This window comes from Amycolatopsis tucumanensis (genome assembly GCF_021654135.1).
In the GTDB taxonomy this organism is placed as follows: Bacteria; Actinomycetota; Actinomycetes; order Mycobacteriales; family Pseudonocardiaceae; genus Amycolatopsis_E; species Amycolatopsis_E tucumanensis.
This window is the reverse complement of record NZ_JAKGSD010000081.1, coordinates 1-23,165: the sequence shown is the minus strand read 5'-3', so window position 1 is coordinate 23,165 and position 23,165 is coordinate 1. Positions and strand designations below refer to the sequence as shown.

Annotated in this window: 22 protein-coding genes; 8 read left to right on the top strand and 14 right to left on the bottom strand. The window is 71.7% G+C overall.

The annotated features are described in order from the left end of the window. Window positions 1-217: 217 nt before the first annotated feature. From mdo to L2C96_RS41370, 4 genes are all read right to left on the bottom strand, one after another. A complete protein-coding gene (gene mdo / locus L2C96_RS41385; RefSeq protein WP_017984507.1) occupies window positions 218-1,510 on the bottom strand; it encodes an NDMA-dependent methanol dehydrogenase in 1,293 nt (430 codons plus the stop codon). Window positions 1,511-1,724: 214 nt separating this feature from the next. After that, window positions 1,725-2,084: a DUF779 domain-containing protein gene (locus L2C96_RS41380; RefSeq protein ID WP_027934342.1), complete on the bottom strand. Its 360-nt coding sequence runs from the start codon at window positions 2,082-2,084 to the stop codon at window positions 1,725-1,727. Beyond that, on the bottom strand, window positions 2,084-3,601 hold the full coding sequence (adh, locus tag L2C96_RS41375) for an aldehyde dehydrogenase (RefSeq protein ID WP_020420254.1): 1,518 nt from the start codon (window positions 3,599-3,601) through the stop codon (window positions 2,084-2,086). Before adh ends, L2C96_RS41380 begins: the two co-directional genes overlap by 1 nt. 264 nt (window positions 3,602-3,865) lie before the next feature. Further along, window positions 3,866-5,071 (bottom strand): helix-turn-helix domain-containing protein, encoded by a 1,206-nt coding sequence (locus tag L2C96_RS41370; RefSeq protein WP_237339979.1) that lies wholly within the window; start codon window positions 5,069-5,071, stop codon window positions 3,866-3,868. A 131-nt stretch (window positions 5,072-5,202) separates the two neighbouring features. Here L2C96_RS41370 and acs point away from each other — a divergent pair, with 131 nt between their 5' ends. From acs to L2C96_RS41355, 3 genes are read left to right on the top strand one after another with little or no spacing between them, the layout of a single operon-like run. Further along, window positions 5,203-7,008: an acetate--CoA ligase gene (acs, locus tag L2C96_RS41365; RefSeq protein WP_237339978.1), complete on the top strand. Its 1,806-nt coding sequence runs from the start codon at window positions 5,203-5,205 to the stop codon at window positions 7,006-7,008. Beyond that, window positions 6,995-7,738 (top strand): excalibur calcium-binding domain-containing protein, encoded by a 744-nt coding sequence (locus L2C96_RS41360; protein ID WP_237339977.1) that lies wholly within the window; start codon window positions 6,995-6,997, stop codon window positions 7,736-7,738. The genes acs and L2C96_RS41360 overlap by 14 nt, the downstream gene beginning before the upstream one ends. Then, window positions 7,735-8,367 carry a class F sortase gene (locus L2C96_RS41355; protein WP_237339976.1) on the top strand — a complete coding sequence of 211 codons (633 nt, stop codon included), beginning with the start codon at window positions 7,735-7,737 and terminating at the stop codon, window positions 8,365-8,367. Before L2C96_RS41360 ends, L2C96_RS41355 begins: the two co-directional genes overlap by 4 nt. Here the strand turns inward: L2C96_RS41355 and L2C96_RS41350 are convergent, their stop codons facing one another. The 4 genes from L2C96_RS41350 to L2C96_RS41335 form a co-directional block, all read right to left on the bottom strand. Beyond that, the gene (locus L2C96_RS41350; protein ID WP_237339975.1) at window positions 8,368-9,585 is read right to left on the bottom strand and encodes an ABC transporter permease; all 1,218 of its coding nucleotides are present in this window, start codon (window positions 9,583-9,585) and stop codon (window positions 8,368-8,370) included. A 130-nt stretch (window positions 9,586-9,715) separates the two neighbouring features. Next, window positions 9,716-10,393, bottom strand: coding sequence for an ABC transporter ATP-binding protein (locus tag L2C96_RS41345; protein WP_237339974.1), 678 nt, complete (start codon window positions 10,391-10,393; stop codon window positions 9,716-9,718). Next, entirely contained in the window at window positions 10,390-11,469 is a 1,080-nt protein-coding gene (locus tag L2C96_RS41340; RefSeq protein WP_237339973.1) for a peptidoglycan-binding protein, read from the bottom strand. Before L2C96_RS41340 ends, L2C96_RS41345 begins: the two co-directional genes overlap by 4 nt. Further along, entirely contained in the window at window positions 11,466-11,999 is a 534-nt protein-coding gene (locus L2C96_RS41335) for a hypothetical protein (protein ID WP_237339972.1), read from the bottom strand. The genes L2C96_RS41340 and L2C96_RS41335 overlap by 4 nt, the downstream gene beginning before the upstream one ends. Window positions 12,000-12,119: 120 nt before the next feature. Here L2C96_RS41335 and L2C96_RS41330 point away from each other — a divergent pair, with 120 nt between their 5' ends. Together L2C96_RS41330 and L2C96_RS41325 are read left to right on the top strand one after the other, a co-directional pair. Continuing rightward, window positions 12,120-12,776, top strand: coding sequence for a response regulator transcription factor (locus L2C96_RS41330; RefSeq protein WP_027936202.1), 657 nt, complete (start codon window positions 12,120-12,122; stop codon window positions 12,774-12,776). Continuing rightward, window positions 12,776-13,894: a sensor histidine kinase gene (locus L2C96_RS41325; protein WP_237339971.1), complete on the top strand. Its 1,119-nt coding sequence runs from the start codon at window positions 12,776-12,778 to the stop codon at window positions 13,892-13,894. Before L2C96_RS41330 ends, L2C96_RS41325 begins: the two co-directional genes overlap by 1 nt. Before the next feature lie 885 nt (window positions 13,895-14,779). On the opposite strand, the gene L2C96_RS41320 is transcribed toward L2C96_RS41325, so the two are convergent. Continuing rightward, window positions 14,780-15,400 carry an SAM-dependent methyltransferase gene (locus tag L2C96_RS41320; RefSeq protein ID WP_237339970.1) on the bottom strand — a complete coding sequence of 207 codons (621 nt, stop codon included), beginning with the start codon at window positions 15,398-15,400 and terminating at the stop codon, window positions 14,780-14,782. Next, window positions 15,390-16,403, bottom strand: a complete 1,014-nt coding sequence (locus L2C96_RS41315) for an NAD(P)/FAD-dependent oxidoreductase (protein ID WP_237339969.1) — start codon at window positions 16,401-16,403, stop codon at window positions 15,390-15,392. Before L2C96_RS41315 ends, L2C96_RS41320 begins: the two co-directional genes overlap by 11 nt. A gap of 128 nt (window positions 16,404-16,531) precedes the next feature. Between L2C96_RS41315 and L2C96_RS41310 the strand changes: the two genes are divergently transcribed. Then, entirely contained in the window at window positions 16,532-17,608 is a 1,077-nt protein-coding gene (locus L2C96_RS41310; protein ID WP_020422961.1) for a carboxylate-amine ligase, read from the top strand. Here L2C96_RS41310 and L2C96_RS41305 read toward each other — a convergent pair. The 4 genes from L2C96_RS41305 to L2C96_RS41290 form a co-directional block, all read right to left on the bottom strand. After that, the gene (locus L2C96_RS41305; RefSeq protein WP_020422962.1) at window positions 17,595-18,200 is read right to left on the bottom strand and encodes a bifunctional 4-hydroxy-2-oxoglutarate aldolase/2-dehydro-3-deoxy-phosphogluconate aldolase; all 606 of its coding nucleotides are present in this window, start codon (window positions 18,198-18,200) and stop codon (window positions 17,595-17,597) included. The genes L2C96_RS41310 and L2C96_RS41305 overlap by 14 nt on opposite strands. Next, window positions 18,187-18,942: an IclR family transcriptional regulator gene (locus tag L2C96_RS41300; RefSeq protein WP_020422963.1), complete on the bottom strand. Its 756-nt coding sequence runs from the start codon at window positions 18,940-18,942 to the stop codon at window positions 18,187-18,189. Before L2C96_RS41300 ends, L2C96_RS41305 begins: the two co-directional genes overlap by 14 nt. Then, entirely contained in the window at window positions 18,942-19,841 is a 900-nt protein-coding gene (locus tag L2C96_RS41295) for a sugar kinase (protein ID WP_237339968.1), read from the bottom strand. The genes L2C96_RS41300 and L2C96_RS41295 overlap by 1 nt, the downstream gene beginning before the upstream one ends. Window positions 19,842-19,913: 72 nt before the next feature. Then, entirely contained in the window at window positions 19,914-20,717 is an 804-nt protein-coding gene (locus L2C96_RS41290; protein ID WP_237339967.1) for a helix-turn-helix domain-containing protein, read from the bottom strand. 60 nt (window positions 20,718-20,777) lie between these two features. Between L2C96_RS41290 and L2C96_RS41285 the strand changes: the two genes are divergently transcribed. Both L2C96_RS41285 and L2C96_RS41280 read left to right on the top strand, forming a co-directional pair. Further along, entirely contained in the window at window positions 20,778-21,173 is a 396-nt protein-coding gene (locus tag L2C96_RS41285) for a DUF3224 domain-containing protein (protein WP_237339966.1), read from the top strand. Between the two features lie 45 nt (window positions 21,174-21,218). Continuing rightward, the gene (locus L2C96_RS41280) at window positions 21,219-22,988 is read left to right on the top strand and encodes a glycosyltransferase (protein ID WP_237339965.1); all 1,770 of its coding nucleotides are present in this window, start codon (window positions 21,219-21,221) and stop codon (window positions 22,986-22,988) included. Window positions 22,989-23,165 lie beyond the last annotated feature (177 nt).

Here is a 23,165-nt window from a genome sequence, read left to right as displayed (position 1 = left end):
CTTGCGGTGGGCCGTCAACCGGCACCGCCGCGGGTTCTCAGACGTCTCCTCGCGAGGACAGCGCCGACGTGGTGATCGGCACTGCCGCGCGCAGCGCGACCGTGAGGGGTGGTGGTCGGGCTGGCGGGCGGGGATTCATGAGTCGGCGATCCCACAGCGAGGGGGCGTCTGAGGTTCCGCCACCCGCACCGCTCCGCAAGCCTGTGCGATCGGACCTTCAGCTGAGCAGGTCGTCCAGGTCGCCGTTCATGCAGTGATCGACCACCGGACGCACGGTCTCGAACGTGCACTCCTTGGCGTTGCCCGGCGTGCAGGCGTCGCCGAGGACGTGGTTCGTGATGCGGTCCACGTCCTCGTCGTCGCCCTTGATGACGCTCGCCTGCTCGTAGAACTTCGTCGGGCCCTGGCCGAGCCGGTTCTTCGAGTAGCTGTCCTGGGTGACGTCGGTGAACTTCTCCGGGATGCCCACGTCGCGCAGCAGCCGGATCGCGGCCGCCAGAGCGGCGTCCGCCGCCTGCACGTCGGTCATGCCGTGCGTGTCCACGCCCATCGCCTCGGCCATGTCGGCGAACCGCTTGTACGCCACCGGCATGTTGAACGCCCACACGCGCGGCAGGGCGATCGCGTTGTTCAGGCCGTGGTGGGTGTCGTAGAAGGCGCTGACCGCGTGCGAGATGGAGTGGATGATCCCGAGCCCGCCGGAGTTGAACGCCTGCGCGGCGATGTACTGCGCGTACATCATGCCCTCACGGCCGGACAGCTCGCTCGGGTTCCAGGTGGCCTGGCGCAGATTCTCCGCGGTGAGCTTGATGGCCCGCAGTGCGTTGCCCAGCGACGGCTCGAAGTTCAGCCGCGACACGTACGGCTCGGAAGCGTGCGCCAGCACGTCGAAACCGCACTGCGCGGTGTAGTCGATCGGGCAGCTGTAGTACAGCACCGGGTCGTCGATCGCCAGCGTCGCCACCGAGGCGTCGTCGAACGCGACGTACTTGTGCGGGTTGTCCGGGTCGGTGGTGGTGTCGGTGATGACGTAGGCCCAGGACGTCTCGGAGCCCGTGCCTGCCGTGGTGGACACCGCGATGTGCGGCGGGTTGCGCGGGTTCTCGGACTTGTTGAAGCCCTCGAAGTCGTTGACGTTGCGGCCGTCGTGCGCGACCGAGATGCGGGCGCCCTTGCAGGCGTCGTGCGAGGAGCCGCCGCCGATGGAGACGAAGCTGTCACACTTGTTCTCCTGGTACAGCTTCACCGCGTCCATGACGTTGTAGTCCTTGGGGTTGGACTCGACCTTGTCGTAGAGCACGACCTCGAGCCCGTGGTACTTCATCGACTCGGTGATCTTGTGGACGATGTCGGACCCGCGCAGCCCGCTCGTCATCACCAGCGTCTTCTTGAAGCCCAGCTTCAGCGCCTCCGGGCCGATCATCTCGTGGGCCCCGGGGCCGAGGAGCGCCCGCGGGAACGGGTGGAACTCCTTGATGGGGAACGGCTTCAGCAATTCGTCGACCTGCATGACGCACTTTTCCTTCCTGCGCGACGAGCGACTGTGGTGACGCGCACACCGAAGCTAGCTCCCCTGGCACGGCGCGGAAACGCTTGTGGCGCAATACTCCTCGCCCGGCACGCGACTCCGCACGACCGGCGGGGCGCGCACCTGCCCGATCGGACAGGTGCCCCTGGACGCGAAAAAGGCCCGGACGCGGGGTCCGGGCCTTTCTCGCGGTTCTTCAGTTGTCCAGCAGGGCCAGTTCTTCGTCGGTGAGCAGGCGGGACCGGATCAGGAAGCGCACGCCTTCGGGCGCCTCCAGCGAGAACCCGCTGCCCCGCCCGGCCACGACGTCCACCGTCAGGTGGGTGTGCCGCCAGTAGGCGTACTGGTCGGCGCTCATCCAGAACGGTGTGCCGTCGCCGACGTGGCCGAGCAGCACGTCCGAGTCGCCCACCCGGAACTCGCCGTCCGGGTAGCACATCGGTGCGCTGCCGTCGCAGCAGCCGCCGGACTGGTGGAACATCACCGGTCCGTGCTGCTCGATCAGCCGGCGCAGCAGGGCGACCGCGGCCCCGGTCATCGAGACCCGTTGCACCATCAGAAGAAGCCGAGCTTCTTGGCCGAGTAGCTGACGAGCAGGTTCTTGGTCTGCTGGTAGTGGTCCAGCATCATCTTGTGGGTCTCGCGCCCGATGCCGGACTTCTTGTAGCCGCCGAACGCCGCGTGCGCCGGGTAGGCGTGGTAGCAGTTCGTCCACACGCGACCGGCCTTGATGCCGCGGCCGAGCCGGTAGGCGGCGTTGCCGTCGCGCGTCCACACGCCGGCGCCGAGGCCGTACAGGGTGTCGTTGGCGATCTTCAGCGCCTCGTCCACGGAGTCGAACGTCGTCACCGACACCACCGGACCGAAGATCTCCTCCTGGAAGATCCGCATGTCGTTGGTGCCGCGGAAGATCGTCGGCTCGATGTAGTAGCCGCCGGGGTGCTCGGCGACCTCGCGAGCGCCACCGCCCGCGAGGACCTCGGCGCCCTCCTTCTTGCCGATGTCGATGTAGGACAGGATCTTCTCGTACTGGTCGTTGCTCGCCTGCGCGCCGATCATCGTCGACGGGTCGAGCGGGCTGCCGCCGCTGATGGCCTTGGTGCGCTCGATGCAGCGGCCGATGAACTCGTCGTAGATCGCCGAGTGGACCAGCGCACGCGACGGGCAGGTGCACACCTCGCCCTGGTTGAGCGCGAACATCACGAAGCCCTCGACGGCCTTGTCCAGGTAGTCGTCGTCGGCGTCGGCCACGTCGGGCAGGAAGATGTTCGGGCTCTTGCCGCCCAGTTCCAGCGTCACCGGGATGATGTTCTCGCTGGCGTACTGCATGATCAGCCGCCCGGTGGTGGTCTCACCGGTGAACGCGATCTTGGCGATCCGGGAGCTGGACGCCAGCGGCTTGCCGGCCTCGATGCCGAACCCGTTGACGACGTTGAGCACGCCCGGCGGCAGCAGGTCGGCGATCACCTCGATCACCTTGAGGATCGACGCCGGGGTCTGCTCCGCGGGCTTGAGCACGACGCAGTTGCCTGCTGCCAGCGCGGGCGCGAGCTTCCACGCGGCCATCAGGATCGGGAAGTTCCACGGGATGATCTGGCCGACCACACCCAGCGGCTCGTGGAAGTGGTAGGCGACCGTGTCGGCGTCGATCTCGGCGATGCTGCCTTCCTGCCCGCGGATGGCGCCCGCGAAGTAGCGGAAGTGGTCGACGGCCAGCGGCAGGTCGGCGGCCAGGGTCTCGCGGACCGGCTTGCCGTTCTCCCAGGTCTCGGCCACCGCGAGCTCCTCGAGGTGGTCCTCGATGCGGTCGGCGATCTTGTTCAGGATGTTGGCGCGCTCGGTGGTCGAGGTGGCGCCCCACTTCTCGGCGGCGGCGTGGGCCGCGTCGAGGGCGAGGTCGATGTCGGCCGCGGACGAACGCGCCACCTCGCAGAACACCTTGCCGTCGACCGGCGACGGGTTCTCGAAGTAGCGTCCCTCGGCCGGTGCGACCCAGTCACCGCCGATGAAGTTGTCGTACCGCGCGGCGAAGCTGACGACACTGCCGTCGGCACCGGGCTTGGCGTAGGCCATGGAAGCACTCCATTCACTCGATCACATCGGTGTGATGGGTGCCACCGTGCCGTTTCCGAGTTGGGGAAACGTTGGGATCCTCGAAGTCTGGCGGCTTGCGTAGCGGTGCCGGTAGCGGAACCTGAGGCGGCCCCTCGCTGTGGGATCGCCTCCTCATGAACGCCGGTTCACCACGTCGGCGCTGTCCTCGCGAGGAGCCACCTCAGAACCCGCGGCGGTGCAAGCTGCGAACGTGGCGGAAGCGGCTCCGCCACATTGCAAAGCCTAATCGCGCAGGGCCTCGTGGAGGCGGGCCGCCGCGATGCCGCGCCGCCCGTCGCCGGGGGCCAGCAGGCGGTGCGCGTGCTCGTGGACCTGCAGGTCGAACGGGTGCCGCTCGCCGTAGGTCAGGGCCAAGTCGGGCTCGCGCGAGGCCAGCACCGCCTCCCGCACGGCGACCTCCAGGTGGTCCCGCCACCGGGTGATGCCGGGCGCCTCGGACGCGGGCAGCAACGGCCCGGTGTAGCGGCGCACGGCCGTGGCGGTGTCCCCGGCCTTGAGCGCGGTCAGCACCTCGACGGCGTCGCAGTCGATCGGCGCGGTCAGGGCGTAGCGGCGGTTCGCCAGCGCGCCGCCGAGCATGCGCCGCAGGTGGGAGGCCTCGGCGCGCAGGGTCGTGCTGGTGACGGGCAGGTCCCCGTACAGCGCTTCGCGCAGCCCGTCGGGCGAGAAGCCGCCGGGTTCGAGCGCGAGCAGGGTGAGCACCTCCAGCTGCCGCGGCGACAACCGCAGCGGTATGCCGTCGAAGGTGGCGCTGCCGGAGCCCAGGCAGGACAGCCGGATGCCCGGGGCCGCGGGCGCGCTGACGTGCAGCCGCGATTCGATCGCGGTGACGAGCGTGCGGACCGTCGACATGGCCAGCGGGTGCGACCGGTCCCAGGTGGTGGACAGGTCCAGGACGCCGAGGTGGCGGCCGCGCGGGTCGCGGATCGGGGCGCAGTAGCAGACCCAGCCGTGCAGGGCCGCGACCAGGTGCTCGGCGGAGAAGACGCTGCTCGGGCGGCCGGTGCGCAACGCCAGCGACAGGGCGTTGGTGCCCATGTCCGGCTCGTCCCAGCGGCCGCCGGGCGCGAAGTTCACGCGCTCCGCCCGCCGCCGCATGACCCGTCCGCCGCACGTCCACAGGATCGTGCCGGACTCGTCGGTGACAGCGGCGACGAACCCGGCGTCGTCGGCGATGCTGCGCAGCTCGTCGGCCAGTTCGGTGACCGGGGCCCGCAGCGGCGACTCGCGCCAGCGGGACCGCACCTCGTCACCGGCCGCGGGCGCGCTGTCCCGTGACGGATCCACGATGGACAGCGAACGTGCCCAGGATTCGGCCACTTCGCTGCGCAGTTCCAGGGTTTCCGGGCGTGCCTGAGCCGGCACCCAGCGGGCCCATTCCCGTTCCAGGGCCGCGCGGCGCTGGTGGAGCGCACTACGCTCTGCCATTTCCGCGACCTCGTCGTCCTCGTGCTTCCGGCGCGATGGTGCTCCATGATGCCTGACGATCGTCGCGGGCGCACCTACCCGCACGGAGGGTTCCAACGTCGCGCCAACGTTGGGCGGTCAGGCTCCGCGGCATGGACTTCTGGGCTGAGCAGGCGCAACGGTTGCACTGGGACGTGCGGTGGTCGGAGGTTCTGGACAACTCCGGCGCGCCGTACGCGAAGTGGTTCACCGGCGGCAGGCTGAACGTGGCCCGCAACTGCGTGGACCGGCACGTCGAGGCCGGTTTCGGGGACCAGGTGGCGATCCACTGGGTCGGCGAGCCCGGTGACACGCGGGACATCACTTACGCGCAGTTGCGGGACGAGGTGTGCCGGGCGGCGAACGCGCTGGCCTCGCTCGGGGTGCGGGCCGGTGACCGGGTCGCGATCCAGCTGCCGATGATCCCCGAGGCGATCGTGGCGATGCTGGCCTGCGCGCGGCTGGGGGCGCCGCATTCGGTGGTGTTCGGCGGGTTTTCGCCGTCGGCGCTGCGGTCGCGGGTCGACGACGCCGAGGCGAAGGTCGTGATCACCGCCGACGGGCAGTACCGGCGGGGCAAGGCCGTGCCGGTGAAGGCCGGTGTGGACGAGGCGCTGGCCGGGTCGGCGGTGGAGAAGGTGGTCGTGGTGCGGCGCACCGGGACGCCGGTGTCGATGGGCGAGCGGGACGTGTGGTGGCACGAGCTGGTCGACCCGCAGCCGGCCGCGCACACCGCCGAGGCGTTCGACTCCGAGCACCCGCTGTTCATCCTGTACACGAGCGGGACGACGGGGAAGCCGAAGGGGATCCTGCACACCTCGGGCGGCTACCTCACCCAGGTGGCCTACACGCACGCCGCGGTGTTCGACCACCGGCCGGGCGAGGACGTCTACTGGTGCACCGCGGACATCGGGTGGATCACCGGGCACTCCTACATCGTGTACGGGCCGCTGGCGAACCGCGCGACGCAGGTGGTCTACGAGGGCACGCCGAACACGCCGCACGAGGGACGGCACTGGGAGATCGTCCAGCGGTACGGAGTGTCGATCTACTACACCGCGCCCACGTTGATCCGCACGTTCATGAAGTGGGGCGAGGACATCCCGGCGCGCTACGACCTGTCTTCGTTGCGGGTGCTGGGATCGGTGGGCGAGCCGATCAACCCGGAGGCGTGGCGGTGGTACCGCGAGCACATCGGCGCGGGCAAGGCGCCGATCGTGGACACGTGGTGGCAGACCGAAACCGGGGCCATCATGATCGCCCCGTCGCCCGGTGCCGCGGAGTTCAAGCCGGGTTCCGCGCAGACCCCGGTGCCCGGGATTTCCGCGGTGGTGGTGGACGACGCGGGCAAGGAGGTCGCGCCGGGAGAGAGCGGTTACCTGGTGCTGGACCGCCCGTGGCCGTCGATGCTGCGCGGCGTGTGGGGCGACGACGCCCGGTTCCGGGAAACGTACTGGTCGCGGTTCGCGGGCGCGTACTTCGCGGGCGACGGCGCGCGGTACGACGAGGATGGCGACATCTGGTTGCTGGGGCGGGTGGACGACGTCATGAACGTGTCCGGGCACCGCATCTCCACGGCCGAGGTGGAGTCGGCGCTGGTGTCCCACCCGGCGGTCGCGGAGGCCGCGGTGGTGGGCGCGGCCGACCCGACGACCGGGCAGGGGATCGTGGCGTTCGTGATCCCGCGTGGTGTCGCCGAGGTGTCGGTGCAGGAGCTGCGGGAGCACGTGGCGCGGGAGATCGGGCCCATCGCCAAGCCGCGGCAGATCATGGTCGTGCCCGAACTGCCGAAGACCCGGTCGGGCAAGATCATGCGCCGGCTGCTGCGGGACGTCGCGGAGAACCGCGAAATCGGCGACGTGACCACGCTGGCCGACTCCAGCGTGATGGCACAGATCTCCGGCCGTGTTGTACAGTGAACAACGTCCGAATACCGACATTATCGGGAAAACAATTTCCGGAATTGCCTGCGTAACGTTCGTCCATTCCGGAACGACAAAGCGGCTGAATCGCCCCGAGATCGTTTCTTCGGAAAAGGACGTCCCCATGCGCATGATCAGTCGCGTTCTCGGCACGGCAGCCGTCGCGGGAATCGCACTGCTCGGCCCGGCACCTGCGGTTTTCGCGCAGCCGACCGACATTTACAACTGCGACGACTTCACCTACCAGGAAGACGCGCAGGCCATTCTCGACCAGGATCCCTCCGATCCGCACGGGCTGGATGGCAACGACAACGACGGCGTCGCGTGCGAAAGCCTGCCGCACAAGCCGTCGGGGCAGCCGTCCACCCCGAGCAGCAGCCCTGCCACCCAGGCGCCGCCCGTCACGGCTCCGCCCGAGACGACCACCGCGGACCTCGACTGCGCCGACTTCGCGACCCAGGCGCAGGCCCAGGCCGTCCTCGACGCCGACCGCAGCGACCCGCACCGCCTGGACGCCGACCACGACGGCATCGCGTGCGAGACCAAGTTCGGTGAGAAGAACTCCACCGGCGGCTCGCAGGTGAAGGTCAAGCCGGTCGGTGGCGTGGACACCGGCGGCGGCGACCAGGGCACCGACGCCGGCCCGGCGGTCGCGGTCGGGGCGCTCGTCCTCGTCGGCGGCAGCGCCGGCACCGTGCTGCTCCTGCGGCGGCGCGCCGGCCGATGACCACCGCCCGATGGCGCCGATGGCTCGCGATCGCGGCCATCGGCGCCACCCTCACCGCCTGCGGCTCCCCCAGTGAGCCGCAGCCCGCGCCGGCCGCGCCCCCGACTTCGACGCCGCCGGCGCCGGTCTCCACCACCACCACCGCCGCCCCGGTCGACGGGCCCCTGCCGCACTCCCGGCCGGTCAAGCTGGAGGTCCCGTCGATCGGCGTCAGCACCGGCCCGATCATCGACCTCGGCCTGGCCGACGACGGCGCGCTCGAAGTCCCCGGGGACGCCGTCACCACCGGCTGGTTCACCGGCAGCCCGTCCCCCGGCGAAACCGGGCCCGCGGTACTCGCCGCGCACGTCGACTACAACCACGTGCCCGGCACCTTCAACCGCCTCAAGGACACCAAGCCGGGCGACCAGGCGATCGTGCACCGGGCCGACGGGACCACCGCCGTGTTCACCGTCTACCGCGTCGAGCGGTACCCGAAGTCGCAGTTCCCGACCGACGACGTCTACGGCGACACCGCCGGCCCGGAGCTGCGCATGATCACCTGCGGTGGCGCGTTCGACCGCTCGACCCGCAACTACGCGGACAACGTCGTGGCCTACGCGCGCCTGTCGCAGGCCTACCGGGGCTGATCACGCCAGTGCTTCGGTCGGCGTGAGCCGGGCGGCGCGCATCGCCGGGTACGCGCCCGCGATCGCGCCGACCAGCGCCGCCACCCCGGCCCCGCCGAACAACGCGAGCGGCGGCAGCACCGCGGGCCAGTCCTGGGTGAGCGCGTACCCGGCGGTCACGCCGACCCCGGCCAGCACCCCCACCACCCCGCCGAGCAGGGACAACAGGACCGATTCGGCGAGGAACTGGCCCCGCACCTGCCGCTGCGTCGCGCCCAGGGCCCGCCGCAGCCCGATCTCGCGCCGCCGTTCCAGCACCGAGATCACCATCGTGTTCGCCACGCCGACCCCGCCGACCAGCAACGCGACCCCGCCCAGTGCGAGGAACAACGCGCTGAACGACGACTCGGACAGCCGTTTCGCCACCAGCGCCTCCGACGGCCGCGTCACCTCCACCTCGCCCGGCCGCTGCGGACTCAGCGTGGCCGCCAGAACCGACCGCACGTCCTCCACCGCGGACTCCTCCGCCCGCACGTACACGGTCGTCGGATGGCCGCCGAACCCGAGGCGCGCCTGCGCCACCTCCCAGCCGACGAGCACCGACCGTTCGATCTCCGGCGCGAGCGGCATCGCGTCGAGGACGCCGGCGACGGTGAACCACTGACCGTCGATCCACACCTGACGCCCGGGTTCCCGAACCCCGAGCCGCGTCGCGGCGACCGAGCCCAGCACCACGACGGGGAATCGCGAGTTCGCCGCGTCGAGGAACGAACCGGCGTGCAGATGTCCATTGAGGACTTGCAGGAGTTCGGGCGTGGCCGCCAGCAGGCTGAGCCCGGAGGTTTCGTCGGCGTCGACGTAGCCGGTCCGGCGGACGGTCGCCGACGTGCGCCCGGTGACGGCGGCGGCGGTGACCGGTCCGATGCGCCGCACGAGGGCGACGGAGCTGGTGGGCAGTTCGGCCTCGCCGCCGCCGAGCATCCGCTGGCCCGGTTCGGCGTGCAGGAGGTTGGTGCCGAGCGCGGCGAGCTGTTCCTGCAACGCGCGGGAACTGGACGCCGGGATGCTGACCACTGCCACGATCGCGGCGATGCCGATAGCGATGCCGAGCGCGGAGAGGACGGCCCGCAACGGCCTGGTGCGCACGCCGTGCAGACCGTGACCGAGCACGTCCCCCGGGCCGAGACGCGTCGGCCTGGGCAACGGCGCCGGCCCCGGGACGAGGGTGCGCGTGGTCATGCCACCACCCCGCAGCCGACCCGCCGCCAGAGCACTCCAGCAACGATCCCGAGCGCCGACAACACATTCCCCGGACCGAGCCGCGTCGGCCTGGGCAGCGGCGCCGGCGCCGGGACGAGGGTGCGCGTGGTCATGCCACCACCCCGCTGTCCGAGCGCAACTCGCCGTCACGAACCTCCACCCGCCGGGGCATGCCGCCGGCGATCTCGGCCGAGTGGGTGATGACCACGACCGTCGTGCCGGCGGCGTTCAGTTCGCCGAGCAGCGCGAGGATCCCGTCGCCCGTGGTGGTGTCGAGGTTCCCGGTCGGCTCGTCGGCGAGGAGGATCGGCGGCCGGGTCACCACGGCGCGGGCGATCGCGACCCGCTGGCGCTCGCCGCCGGACAGCTCGCCCGGCAGGTGCGCCGCCCGGTGCGCGAGCCCCACCCGCTCCAGCGCGTCCCTCGCCAGTCCGGCCCTCCGCCGTCGCGGCACGCCCGCGTAGGCGAGCCCGCTCGCGACGTTGTCCAGCGCGGTCAGCCCCTCGGTGAGGAAGAACCGCTGGAACACGAACCCGATCCACGCCGCCCGCAGGGCCGAGAGCTGACGGTCCGGCAGGGCCGCCACGTCATGCCCGCGCACCGCGACGGTGCCGGAGCTCGGCCGGTCGAGCGTGCCCATCAGCTGCAGCAACGTGGACTTCCCGGAACCGGACGGCCCGACGATCGCGAGCATCTCACCATCGCACACCCGCAGCGACACGCCCCGCAGAGCCCGCACCTCGCCGGGGTAGGTCTTGCCGACATCGGCCAGTTCGAGCACCGTCACGACGTCGTCACCACCCGCTGACCCTCGCGCAGATCCCCGCGCACCTCGACCAACCCCCGCGCGAACAGTCCCGTTTGGACGGCCACCAGCCGGGTGCCGTCGCCCTCCACGACCTCCACCGCCAGCCCGCCCTCGGCGAGCGCGACCAGCGCGCCCACCGGCACCGCCAGCACGGCCGGACGGCTGCCGGTCGTGAACGTGACGTCCACCGGCGCCGAGTCGAGTTGCCCGGCCGCGGCGGGGTCATCGAGCGTCACGACGACGTCGATGGTCGCCTCCTCGCCCTCCTCGCCGGGCGTGGCGGTGCTGCCCACCGAGCTGACGGTGCCCCGGGTCGCGCCGCCTCCGGTGATGTTCAGTTCCACCTTGTCGCCCTGCTTGGCGATGCCGCGCTTGCTGACCACGAGCTGCACGGTCACCACCCGCTGGGTCCCGGTCAGCTTCGCGATCTCGCCGCCGGCGGGGTCACCGATCTGCGCGGTCACCGACGCGACGCGCACCGAGCCGGGCCGCACCACGACCGCGTCCGGCGACAGCCGTCCGGTCTGCTCCAGCCCCAGCGCCTTCTGCCACCGCTTCAGCGCCGTCGCGGTCGCGTCGGTGAAGGTCGTGTCGGGCGTGCCGAACCCGGTGTAGCCGAGCGCGCGCAGGTTCTCCTCCAGCACCTGCACGTCAGGGCCCTTCGTTATGCCCGCCGCCAGTTCCCGGTACAACGGGATGCTCCCGTACAACAGCGGCACCGGTTTCGCGTCCACTGTGTACACCGCCTCCCCGCGCTCGATGACGTCGTTCGCCGCGGGCAGGCCGGTGATCGTGCCAGGCAGCTTGCCGGTCAGCGACCGCTCGGCGCCGTAGCCGAGGGTGCCGTCCTCGGTTTCCTGCGCGGCCAGGTCGGTGCGCACGACCTCGGCGGTCGCCGGTGCGGCCGGCCCCTCCGGCAACGCCGTCGCCGGGCTCGCGCCGGCCCGCGCCAGGATCACCGCCGTGCCGGCCCCGAGCAACGCCACGGCCACCGCGCCCGCGCCGATCCAGCGCAGGCGGCGACGGCGGCGCACCTGCTGCGGCCCGGTGCTCACCGTCCACCCTCCTCGTTGTTCTGCGTCTCCGCGCCCGGCGGCGAGTACTGCTGGCACGCCTCCATCGCCGCGGTCATCCTGGGGTCGTCCGGGCCACTGCCCTGGATCCGGATGCCGGGCTCGTCGGCCGTCGGGTCCGGCACGTCCAGGCCGTGGTCCCGCAGGCACTTGGCCATCTGGCGCTGCCTGTCCAGGTCCTCGGGACTGACCGCCTTCGGCGCGCCCCCGTTCGGCAGCAGGTCCTTGCACGCCTCGGTGGCTTCCTCGGCCTTCTGCCGGTCGACGCCCTCCGGGATGGTGATGCCGATGCCGCCGCCGTCGCCGGCCTTCGGGTCCGGCATGTCGACGCCGTGTTCCCGCATGCACTTGGCGTACGCCCGGGCCTGGTCCTCCTCGGTTCCCGCGGCCGCGGCCTTCGTCGTCGAAGCCGGCGACGACAGGGACGCCACCCCGCTGCCGCCTCCGTCCGAATCACACGCGGTCAGCACCGCCAGCAGGCCTGCGGCCGCCAGCACCAGTCGAACTCGCATCGCTCTCCTCCTCTGTCGGAGCCACAGGTCTAGCGAACGGGCGCGCTGGCGGCGTTAAGCGAATTCGCTTATCCCCCGCTTACCCCGGCGCGGGCAGACTGGCCGTGGGAAGGGGACGGGATGCGAGTACTCGTCGTGGAGGACGAGCGGCTGCTGGCGGACACGATCGCCGACGGGCTGCGGCGGTTGTCCATGGCCGTGGACGTCTGCTACGACGGCGATGCCGCGATGGAACGCGTCGGCGTGCACGACTACGACGTCGTGGTGCTGGACCGCGACCTGCCGGGCACGCCGGGCGACGAGGTGTGCCGGGCGCTGCTGGACGACGGCGGTGAGGCGCGGGTGCTGATGCTCACCGCGGCCGCCGGGATCGACGACCGGATCAGCGGGCTGGACACCGGCGCCGACGACTACCTGACCAAACCGTTCGCGTTCGGCGAGCTGGTCGCGCGGCTGCGGGCGCTCGCCCGGCGGGCCCGGCCCGCGCTGCCGCCGGTGCTGTCGCGCGCGGGTGTGGTGCTGGACCTGCCCCGGCACCAGGCTTCGCGGGACGGGCGGCACCTGTCGTTGTCCCGCAAGGAGTTCGCGGTACTGGAAGTGCTGATGCGGGCGGAGGGCGCCGTGGTCAGCGTCGAGGACCTGCTGGAGAAGGCATGGGACGAGCACGCCGATCCGTTCACCAACGCCGTCCGCGTCGCGATCGGCACCCTGCGGCGCAAGCTCGGCGACCCGCCGGTGATCGAGACGGTGCCCGGCGCCGGTTACCGGATCGGCTGATGCGGAACCTGTCGCTGCGCACCCGCTTCTCGCTGATGTTCGGCGCGCTGTTCCTGCTCGCCGGGGCGATCCTGTTGCTGGTCAACTACGTGCTGGTGGCACGGTACCTGCCGGAGGCGTCCACGTTCACCAGCAGTGAGAACACCCCGGTGGCCGGGTCCGGGCCGCTGCACGTGAGCGGCCCGGACGTGGCTCAGTCCATTTCGGAGTACCGGGATTCGGCGGTGCAGACGCTGATCGTGGTGTCCGGCTTCGCGTTGCTGCTGACCGGGGCGCTGGCCGTGCTGCTCGGATGGCTGATGGCCGGGCGGGTGCTGCAGCCGGTGCACGCGATCACCGCGACCGCGCGGCGACTCGAGGCGGGCAACCTGGACCGGCGGATCAACCTGGACGGCCCGCCCGGCGAGCTGAAGGAGCTCGCCGACACCTTCGACACCATGCTCGACCGGCTCGCCACGTCGTTCGACAGCCAGCGCCGGTTCGTCGCGAACGCCTCGCACGAGCTGCGCACGCCGCTGGCCGTGCAGCGCACGCTGGTCGACGTCGCGATGGCCGAGGAGGACGCGAGCCCCGACCTGCGGCGGCTGGGCAGGCAGCTGCTGGTGACCAACGAGCGCAGCGAGCGGATCATCGAGGGCCTGCTGGTGCTCGCGCGCAGCGACCAGGGCCTGGCGAGCAGCGGCCCGGTGCGGCTCGACGAGGTCGCCGACCACGTGCTGGACTCGATGAGCGGGCTCGCGGCCTCGCGCGGCGTGACGCTGCACCGGTCGCTGCGGCCGAAAACCGTGCTGGGCGAACAGGTCCTGCTGGAACGCCTGGTGACCAACCTGGTACACAACGCGATCCTGTACAACTCGCCGGGCGGTTCGGTGACCACGGAGGTGGACGGGGCGCTGGTCGTGGAGAACACCGGGCCGCCGGTGCCGGCCGAGGCGCTGCCCGGGCTGTTCGAGCCGTTCCGCCGCCTGACCGGCGACCGCACGTCCCACGCGAACGGCGCCGGCCTGGGGCTGTCGATAGTCCGGTCGATCGCGCTCGCGCACGACGGTTCGGTGCGGGCGGACCCGGGGACGGCGGGCGGGTTGCGGGTCACGGTGGATCTGCCGGAGGCGCCGTGACCGTGCAGCCGCCCGCCGCGCCGGGTCGAGTGGAGTGGGTTGCCGAATAACGGGGAGGCGGGCGCCCTGACCACTGACGCAACCGCCCAGCGCGGTTGAGCGCGAGTGCCGGAGCAGCCCAGTTAGGCGGCACTCGGGGCAGGCCAGGCCGCCAGGCGATGGAACCGCGCAGCAGCCCAATCCCGCGCCGTGAGTGCCGGGCCAGCCCAGCCGCGCGACGCCAGCGCCAAAACCAGCCCAGCCGCACGATACAACCGCCCAACAGCCCAAATCGCGCGGCGCGAGTGCCGGGCCAGCCCAGCCGCGCGGCGCCAGCATCAAAGCCAGCCCAACCGCACGATACAACCGCCCAACAGCCCAAATTGCGCGCCGCGAGTGCCGGAGCAGCCCAGTTAGGCGGCACAGGCGGCCGACCCGGCCGCCGGGGATGAAACCGCCCCGGCAGCCCAGTGACGCGGCGCGGGCGCCCCGACCAGCCCAGCCGCGCGGCAACAGCGCCAAAGCCAGCCCAGCCGCGCGGCAACAGCGCCAAAACCAGCCCAGCCGCACGATACAACCGCCCAACAGCCCAAATTGCGCGCCGCGAGCGCCGGGCCAGCCCAGCCGCGTGGCGCCAGCGCCAAAACCAGCCCAGCCGCACGATACAACTGCCCGACAGCCCAAATTGCGCGCCGCGAGTGCCGGAGCAGCCCAGTTAGGCGGTACGGGCGGCCGACCCGGCCGCCGGGGATGAAACCGCCCCGGCAGCCCAGTGACGCGGCGCGGGCGCCCCGGCCAGCCCAGCCGAGCGGCGCCAGCGCCAAGGCCAGCCCAGCCGCGCGGCTTGAGCGAGCGTCTCACCGGCCTCGCGCGCACGGCACCAGCCACGGCCCGCGAGCCGACGTCCTAACGACGAGCCCGCACCACCGCGTCGTAGATCGTCACCGCTTTGCCGTCCGGGTCCGTGGCTTCCCGGGGCCGCGCCTCGGCGACCTCCACGGTCCACTCGGCGGGCAGCCAGCTCGCCACCTCCTCCGCGCTGCTGAACCGCTCGGGCACGTGCGGCCGCCCCATCGTGGTGTCCAGGTCACGCGCGTCGTGGTGGACCAGCAGGACCGTGCCGCCCGGGTTGAGCCACCCGGCGAACCGGCCGACCAGCTCCCGCAGCTCCGGGTTGCGCAGGTGCAGGAACTGCGCCGAGATCAGGTCGAACCGCCGGTCGCCCGGGTCCCACGTCCGCACGTCGGCCCGCTCCCACTCGATCCGGTCGCCGACGCCGGCCGCCGCCGCGTGCTCGGATCCCCGTCGCAGCGCGGTTTCCGACAGGTCCAGCGCCGTCACCCGCCAGCCACGCTCCGCGAGCCAGCAGCTGTCGGCTCCCTCGCCCGCGCCGATGTCCAGCGCCGTGCCCGGCGGCAGGTCCCCGGCCTCCGCCACGAGCTGCGGGTTCGGCCGTCCACTCCAGACCGCCGTGTGCGAGCGGTACCGCTCCTCCCAGAACTCCTCGCCGTACTCCTCAGATCCCATGACGCTGTGCCCCTCCGACGAGTTCGCTCACTTCGCGCTCGGCCGAGAACACCCCGGCCCGGTGCGCGGCGACGGCCGCGCGCGTGTCCTCCGCCACCAGGTCCGCGTTGATCGCCGCGCCCGCCGTCAGCCCGCCGGACGCCGACACGATCACCTGCGCCGTCACGTTCGCCACGTTCCCCGCGACCCACACGCCCGGCACCTCGGTGGCGCCGGTCGGGTCCGCGGCGACGTAGCTCCCGATCACGTGCCCCTGCATGACCTGCTCCGACACCTCGAGCCCGAGCGCGGTGAGCAGCCCGGCCCGCGCCGTGAACCGGGGCGCGACCACGGCCACCTGCCGCGGCACGACCTCGCCGGACCGCATCCGCACCCCGGTCAACCGGTCGTCGTCGACCTCGACGGCCGCGACCTCGCCCTCGATCACCCGGATGCCGCGGGCGGCCAGCTCCTCACGCTGCTCGTCGGTCAGCTCGGGCGCCTGGTGCCGGAACAATGTCACGTCCGCACTCAGCTGCCGCCACAGCAGCGCCGCGTGCACCGCCATCGGGTTCCCGCCGATCACGCCGATCGCCTGATCCCGCGCCTCCCAGCCGTGGCAGTACGGGCAGTGCAGGACGTCGCGGCCGAACCGCTCCGCGACACCGTCGATGTCCGGCAGCTCGTCGACCAGTCCGGTGGTCACGAGCAGCCGGCGCGCGCGGACCTCGCGGCCGTCGTCGAGGGTCACCTCGAAACCGTCCGCGGTCCGCTCCGCCGCGGTGACCGTGCCCGTGACGATCTCGCCGCCGTACCCGGTCACCTCGTCGCGACCGATGGCGACCAGCTCGGCCGGTGGAGTACTCTCCCGGCCCAGGTAGTTGTGCACGTGCCCGGCTCGCGCGTTGCGCGGGTCGCCCGCGTCGACGACCAGCACCGACCGGCGCGCCCTTGCCAGCGCGAGGGCGCCGGCCAGCCCCGCCGATCCACCACCCACCACCACAACGTCGTACTTCTCGTCCATGACCGCGACTATCCGCGCGACCGGCCGCAGGTGACAAGAAATTTTGCCGGGATGGCAAAACCGGGGCGGGGCCGGGCTTGAAGAGCCGGGAAGCGGGTAAACAGCGGCCACCAACGAGGAGGGCGAGGGTGGAGCAGATACCGACGTTCGGCGTCGAAGAGGAGTTCCTGCTCGTCGACGACCAGGGTCACCTGTCGGACCGCGGTCCGGAGGTGGTCGAAGCCTTCGACCGCCCCGACGGCGACGTGCAGCGGGAACTGGCGCGCAGCCAGGTGGAGCTGGCCAGCGAGGTCTGCCGGGGCGCGGGCGAACTCCTCGATCAGCTCACGCACTTCCGCTCCCGGCTCGCGGGCGAGGCGGCGAAGCGGCAGCTGCGCCTGATCGCCAGCGCGACCCCGCCGCTGGCCGAGGCTCACCCGCCCGCCCTCACGCCGACTCCGCGGTACCGGCGGATGGGCGAGCACTTCGGCATGATCGCGCGCACCGGCACCACGTGCGGCTGCCACGTGCACGTGAAGATTCCGGACCGCGGCACCGGGGTGCGGATCAGCAACCACGTCCGGCCGTGGCTGCCGGTGCTGCTCGCGCTCACCGCGAACTCGCCGTTCGACAGCGGGAACGACACCCGGTACAGCAGCTGGCGGCACGTGCTGTGGTCGCGCTGGCCGTCCGCGGGACCGCCGCCGTTGTTCGCCTCGCTCGACGAGTACGAGTCCCGGGTGGCCGCGATGCTCGAATGCGGCGCGATGCTGGACCGGGGCATGATCTACTGGGACATCCGGCTGTCGGAGAAGCGCCCGACGCTGGAGTTCCGCATCAGCGACGTCGCGGCGACGGCCCGCGAGGCGACCACCCTCGCGGTGCTGGTGCGCGGCCTCGTGCTCACCGCACTGTCCGAACTGGACGATCCGCCGCCGCCGGTGCCCGGGGAGGTGTTGCGGGCCAACCTGTGGCGCGCGGCGCGCGACGGCCTGGACGGCTCGGCCCTGCACCCGGAGACCGGACGCCTCACCCCGGCCCCGGCGCTGGTCAGCCAGCTGGTCGAACGGGTCCGCGGCGCCCTCACCGAGACCGGCGACCTCGACTTCGTGGTGGAGTCGCTGGCGTGGGTGCACGAACACGGCAACGGCGCCCAACGCCAGCGGCGCGCCTTCGCGGAGAAGGAGCAGCTCACCGACGTGGTGGACCTGCTCAGCCTCCGATAGCCGCCTTCAGCGCGGACAGCGCGTCCGGGTCCGCGAGAGCCGAACCAACCGCCACCCCACGACACCCGGCGGCCAGGAAGTCCGCCGCGTTGCCCGCGTCGATACCGCCGGTCGCGACGAACCGCACCGACGGGAACGGGGCCAACTGCGCCGTGATCCAACCGGCGCCCAGCTGCCGCGCGGGAAACGCTTTCAGCCACGTGTTCCCCAGCGCCAGCGCGCTCGCGATCTCGGTCGCCGTCGCCACGCCCGGCAGGTGCGGCAGGCCGAGCCGGTGCGATTCCGTCACGACCTCCGGGTGCAGCCCGGGCGCCACGGTGAACTCGGCGCCGATCTCGCGCACCGCGACCAGCTGGTCCACTGTGGTCACCGTGCCCGCGCCGACGCTCTTGCCCCGCTCGGCCGCCGCGGCCACGGCAGCGCGCAGCGACGGCATCGCGTCCGGCGTCTGCACCGGGATCTCCACCAGCTCCACACCGAAATCCCAGGCACGCACGCACATGTCCACAGTCCGCTGTGGATCGAGGCCGCGGAAGATGCCCAGCACGGGGTTGCGGCCGAGGTGCGCGGCGAAGAAGTCAGCGGGATCCATGGTCGTCTCCTCCCCAGCCCAGTGCCCGGGAGATCCGGTGGGCGGCGGTCCGGTACTCGTCGAGATGTGCACGCAGTTCGGCCAGCGGCGCGACGACTTTGAGCGCGGTGACGGACAGGCTGTGCGTCACCTGGCCCCGCGCGTCGCGCACCGGCAGCGCCAGGCAGTTCAGGAAGTCCTCGTGCTCGCCGTCGTCCTCAGCCCAGCCGCGTTCGCGGACGCGGTCCAGCTCGGCGGACAGCTCCGCGGGCCCGGCGACCGTGGTGGGCGTGAAGCGCTGGTAGTCGCACAGGGACAGCCAGCGCTCGCGGTCCGGCTGGTGCGCCAGGATCGCCTTCGCGACGCCGGCGGTGTGCAAAATCGCAGGCAACCCGATGCGCGACCCCATCGCGACGCTGCCGCGGCCGTCGATCTTGTCCACGTACACCACCCGGTCGCCCACCAGTTCCGCGAAGTGCACGGTGTGCCCGCACTGTTCGCCCAGCTCCTGCAGCACCGGGCGGGCGAGGGCGCGCGCCTCGACCTGGTCCAGCGCGAGCTGGCCATAGGCGATCAGCTGGAACCCCATCGCGTAGCGGTTGTCCGGGACGCGCCGGACGAACCCGCCCTCCTCCAGGGTCTGCAGGATCCGCAGCGCGGTCGACTTGTGGACACCGAGGTGGTCGGCGATCTCGCCGAGGGTGCGGTGCCGGCGGGAGACGAACGCGACGATGTCGATCGCGCGGGCGACGGTCTGCGACATCAGCCCAGTTTCCCGATGATGTCGCCGGCCGGGGGCAGTTCGGCGAAGTCCGACGGGGATTCGAGCACCCGGGCGGCGGCGTAGTGGCCCAGCCGGAGGCGCGTCACCTCGTCGCGGTCGTCGAGGAAGCCGCTGAGCCACCCGGCCGCGAACGCGTCCCCGGCCCCGACCGCGTCCACCACGTCGACCTTCGTGGACGGCACGCGGTGCACCCCGGTCGGGGTGAAGCTGACCGCTTCGATCGCGGCGTCCTTGACCACCAGGTAGCGCGGGCGGTCGAGGAACGCGCGGACGCTCTCCGCGTCGCTCGTGCCCCACAGCGCCTCCGCCTCGTCGCGGCCGACGAACACGATGTCGCTGTCCTGGGCCAGTTCCCGCAGGACCTCGTGCGCGTCGCCGTGCCACAACTGCGGGCGGTGGTTGACGTCGAAGCTGACCAGGCCAGGGCCGCGGATCAGGGCGCGGGTGGCTTCGCGGGCCTGCTCGGACAGCGCGGCCGTGATGCCGGAGACGTGCACGAGCCGCGCCGGATGGGCCGTCCAGTGCGCGATGTCGGCGGTCGTGATCGCGGAGGCGGCGGAGCCGGCGCGGTAGTAGTAGACGCGGGTGCCGTCCGGGGTGGGGTCCTTGAAGTAGACCGCGGTGGGACGGTGCTCGTCGCGGCGGACCAGCGACGTGTCGACGCCGTGCCGCTGGAGGTCGTCCAGCACGAGGTCGCCGAGCGGGTCGACGCCGAGCGCGCTCGCCCAGGCCGCCTTGTGCCCGAGACGGGCCAGCAGGGCCGCGACGTTCGACTCCGCGCCGCCGGGCCGCAGCAGGAAGCGGCTGTCCGAGACCAGACGGCCGCCCGCCTCGGGCGTGACCATGACCATGGTCTCGCCGACCGTCAGCACGTCCACGCCCGCCTCCGTTGCGCATGTTGCAATGCCGTTGTTCTCATTGCAATATAACAGGTCCGGCGCGGGGTGCGGTCAGGAGCGGCGGGCGTAGCGGCCCGGCGGTTCACCGACCACCGCGGTGAACTCGCGGGTCAGGTGGGCCTGGTCGGCGTACCCGAGGTCGGCCGCCAGCTCGGCCCAGTCCACGGACTCGTCGCGCGCCGCCCGTTCGGCGGCGTCGTAGATGCGGTACCGGCGCAGCACCCACTTCGGGCTCACGCCGATGTGGTCGGCGAAGGCGCGCTGCAGCTGCCGCACACTCACCCCGCCCCGGGCGGCCAAGTCCTCGACGCGTCGCAGGTCCCGGTCGCGCGCGGCGAGTTCGGCGAGGGCCGTGGTGTCCTCCGACGGCTGGCGCGAGTCCGGGACCAGCGGGGCGAGGGCGTCGTCGAGCATCGCGGCGATCTCGGCGCCACCGGTGTCGCCCGCGAGCGCCTCGGCCAGCGCGGGCTCGACCGGGTGCAGCGCCGGGAAACCCTCGGCGACCGGGTGGACCTGGTCCGTGATCGTGGCCATCGACCTGCCGAGGAACGGGCGGAACCCGCCGGGCCGGAACATCACGCCCAGCGCCCGGCCGCGCCCGGACAGCCGTCGCGTGAAGCGCTGGGTCTGCACTCCGCTGACCATGCCGGGGCCCTCGTCGAACACGACGTTGACCACCGGGTGCACGAGGACATGCTGCTCGTGCACGTCCGGCAGGTCCCAGGACACGAGCCAGTACCGGTCGACGAACCGGTCCACCCCCGGCGACGGCGGGTACCGGGTCAGCTCGAACCGCCGCAGCCCCGCGTTCGGGTGCAGGATGCCGCGGCTGTCCCGCTCGACCGGCTCGACCACACCCCGAGCCTAGTCGCGTTTCTTCAAGACCGGCCGGCCGCGCCCGCCTACCGTGCGGGCATGACGACACGCGCGGAAAACACCTTCACCAGTGAGAACAGCGAGAGCACCCCGCGCGAGTGGACCGGCGGGGCGATGGCCAGGACGCGGTGGCTGAAGGAGTTCTCCGGCGACCTGGAGGGCACGAGCGTGGTCGAGGCGATCATGCTCCAGGTCGAGCCCGCGCCCGGTGGCGAGGCGGGCGCGATCTACGTCGGGGTCGAGCGGTTCGAGTGCAGCCTGCACGGGCGCAAGGGCAGCTTCCTGCTGACCCACAACGCCACCTCACTCGGTGCGGAGACCGGCGGCGAGTGGACCATCGTGCCCGGCTCCGGCCGCGATGAGCTGACCGGGATCAGCGGCCGCGGGGAAATCCTGCCGGACCACCACTTCGTTTTGGAGTACACGCTGCCCTGAAATCGGTTAGGGTGTCGCATTCTCGACGCCGAGGACGTGACGCCCATGATCGGAGAACGAACGGCGCAGCGCACATTCTTCGCGCCGCCGCGGGACCGGGAACCGGCCGAGCTGTACCGGGAGATCGCCGCCGGATCGGCCACCGCGAGCCGCACCGCGTTCGCGCTGGAGCCACACGCGCGGATCAGCACCAACACGTACTTCGGCCGCTTCCCGGCCAGTCACTGGCAGCGGTGGACCGATGTGCCGCGGGTGACTCTGCGGGTGCGGGCGCGTGGTTCGGGAACGATTTTCCTGATGGCTTCCGACAGCCTCGGCCGGGAACGCACGGTCGATTCCGCACGCGTCCATTCGGCGGAATCGGAATACACCGAACTGACGGCCGAGCTGAATCGGTTCGCCGACGGCGGCGGATTGTGGCTGGAGGCCGCGACGGAGAACCGGCGGCTGCGGATCGACGACGTCCGGTGGCTGGTGCCGGGCGCGGGCCGGGGTCACGGCGCGGTGGTCGCGATGTGCACCCACAACCGTCCGGAGGAGTGCCTCGCCACCCTGCGGACGCTCGCCGCGGACCGCGAGTGCCTGGACGCGCTGGACGCCGTGTTCGTGGTGGACCAGGGCAGCGATCCGGCGCCCGTGGAGCAGGCCGGGCTCGGCGCGAAGCTGCGGTACGTGCGGCAGCCGAACCTCGGTGGCGCGGGCGGGTTCGCGCGCGGGTTGAGCGAGGCCACCGCCGACGGTCGTCGTCCGCACGTGGTCCTGATGGACGACGACATCGTGCTGGAGCCGGAAACGGTGCTGCGCCTGATCGCGTTCGCGGAGCTGACCGTGGCCCCGGTGATCGTCGGTTCGCAGATGCTGCAACTGCTGCACCCGCACCGCCTGCAGGTGGCGGCCGAGTACGCGGACCTGCCACGCCTGCGGGCGGGCCGCCCGGTGCCGGGCGCGTTCCAGGACGTGGATCTGCGGGAACACAAGCTGGACCTGCACGTGGACGGCGAGTACAACGCGTGGTGGACGTGCCTCGTGCCGCCCGAGGTGGTGGAGTCGACCGGCTTGCCGCTGCCGATGTTCTTCCAGTGGGACGACATCGAGTACGGCTTGCGTGCGAGGGCGGCCGGCCACCCGAGCATCACCCTGGCCGGCGCGGGGGTCTGGCACGCGGACTTCTGGTGGAAGGACTGGGACGACTGGCCGCGGTACTTCAGCGTCCGCAACGGCTTGATCGTGGCCGCCCTGCACGGCGATTTCCAAGGAACGGCGGCTTTCCTGGCGGGTGAACTGGCGCGCTACCTGGTGTCGATGAGGTACGCCCTGGCCGCGACGCTCATCCTGGCGATAGAGGACTTCCTGCGCGGCCCGGAGGTCTTGTCGGACGGCGGCGCGCAAGCTGTGGCGGCGGTGCGGAAGCTGCGCTTGGAACACCCGGAGACGCAGTTGCGACCGGTATCGTCGGTTGGCCAGACGCGCACTGTCCGATCCGGACCGGAGCCATCGCGCCCAGGACTGGTGATGGCGAAGCGAATCGCATGGCACCTGCTGGGAAAGTCACATGGTGAGGCGGCGGTGCCGGCGCGGGACAGCGAGTGGTGGCATGTGGCGCTGTTCGACCGGGCGGTTGTGACGGACCCATCGCAGGTGGGGGTGAAGGTTCGGCAGCGGGACCGGGCACTGGCGAGGAAGCTGACGACCGAAGGCGCGAAGGTCCTGCTCCGATTCCGCAAGGAGGCGGAGCGGGTCGCGGACCAATACCGGGCAGCACTACCAGATCTGACCACAACGAACAGCTGGAACCAACGCTTCAACAAGGCCTGAAACCGCCACCCGGCAACGAAAAGCAAGCGACTACCCCAACCAGACCTCCCCCGCCCCCGATCCACAGCCTGCTTTTAGTCGCCGACCAGGCGTGTCAAGGTACTCTTTCCCGCCTTGACACGCCTGCTCGGCGACTGAAACACAATCAGGCATCGGGGGCGGGGGTGGTCGGAAGGT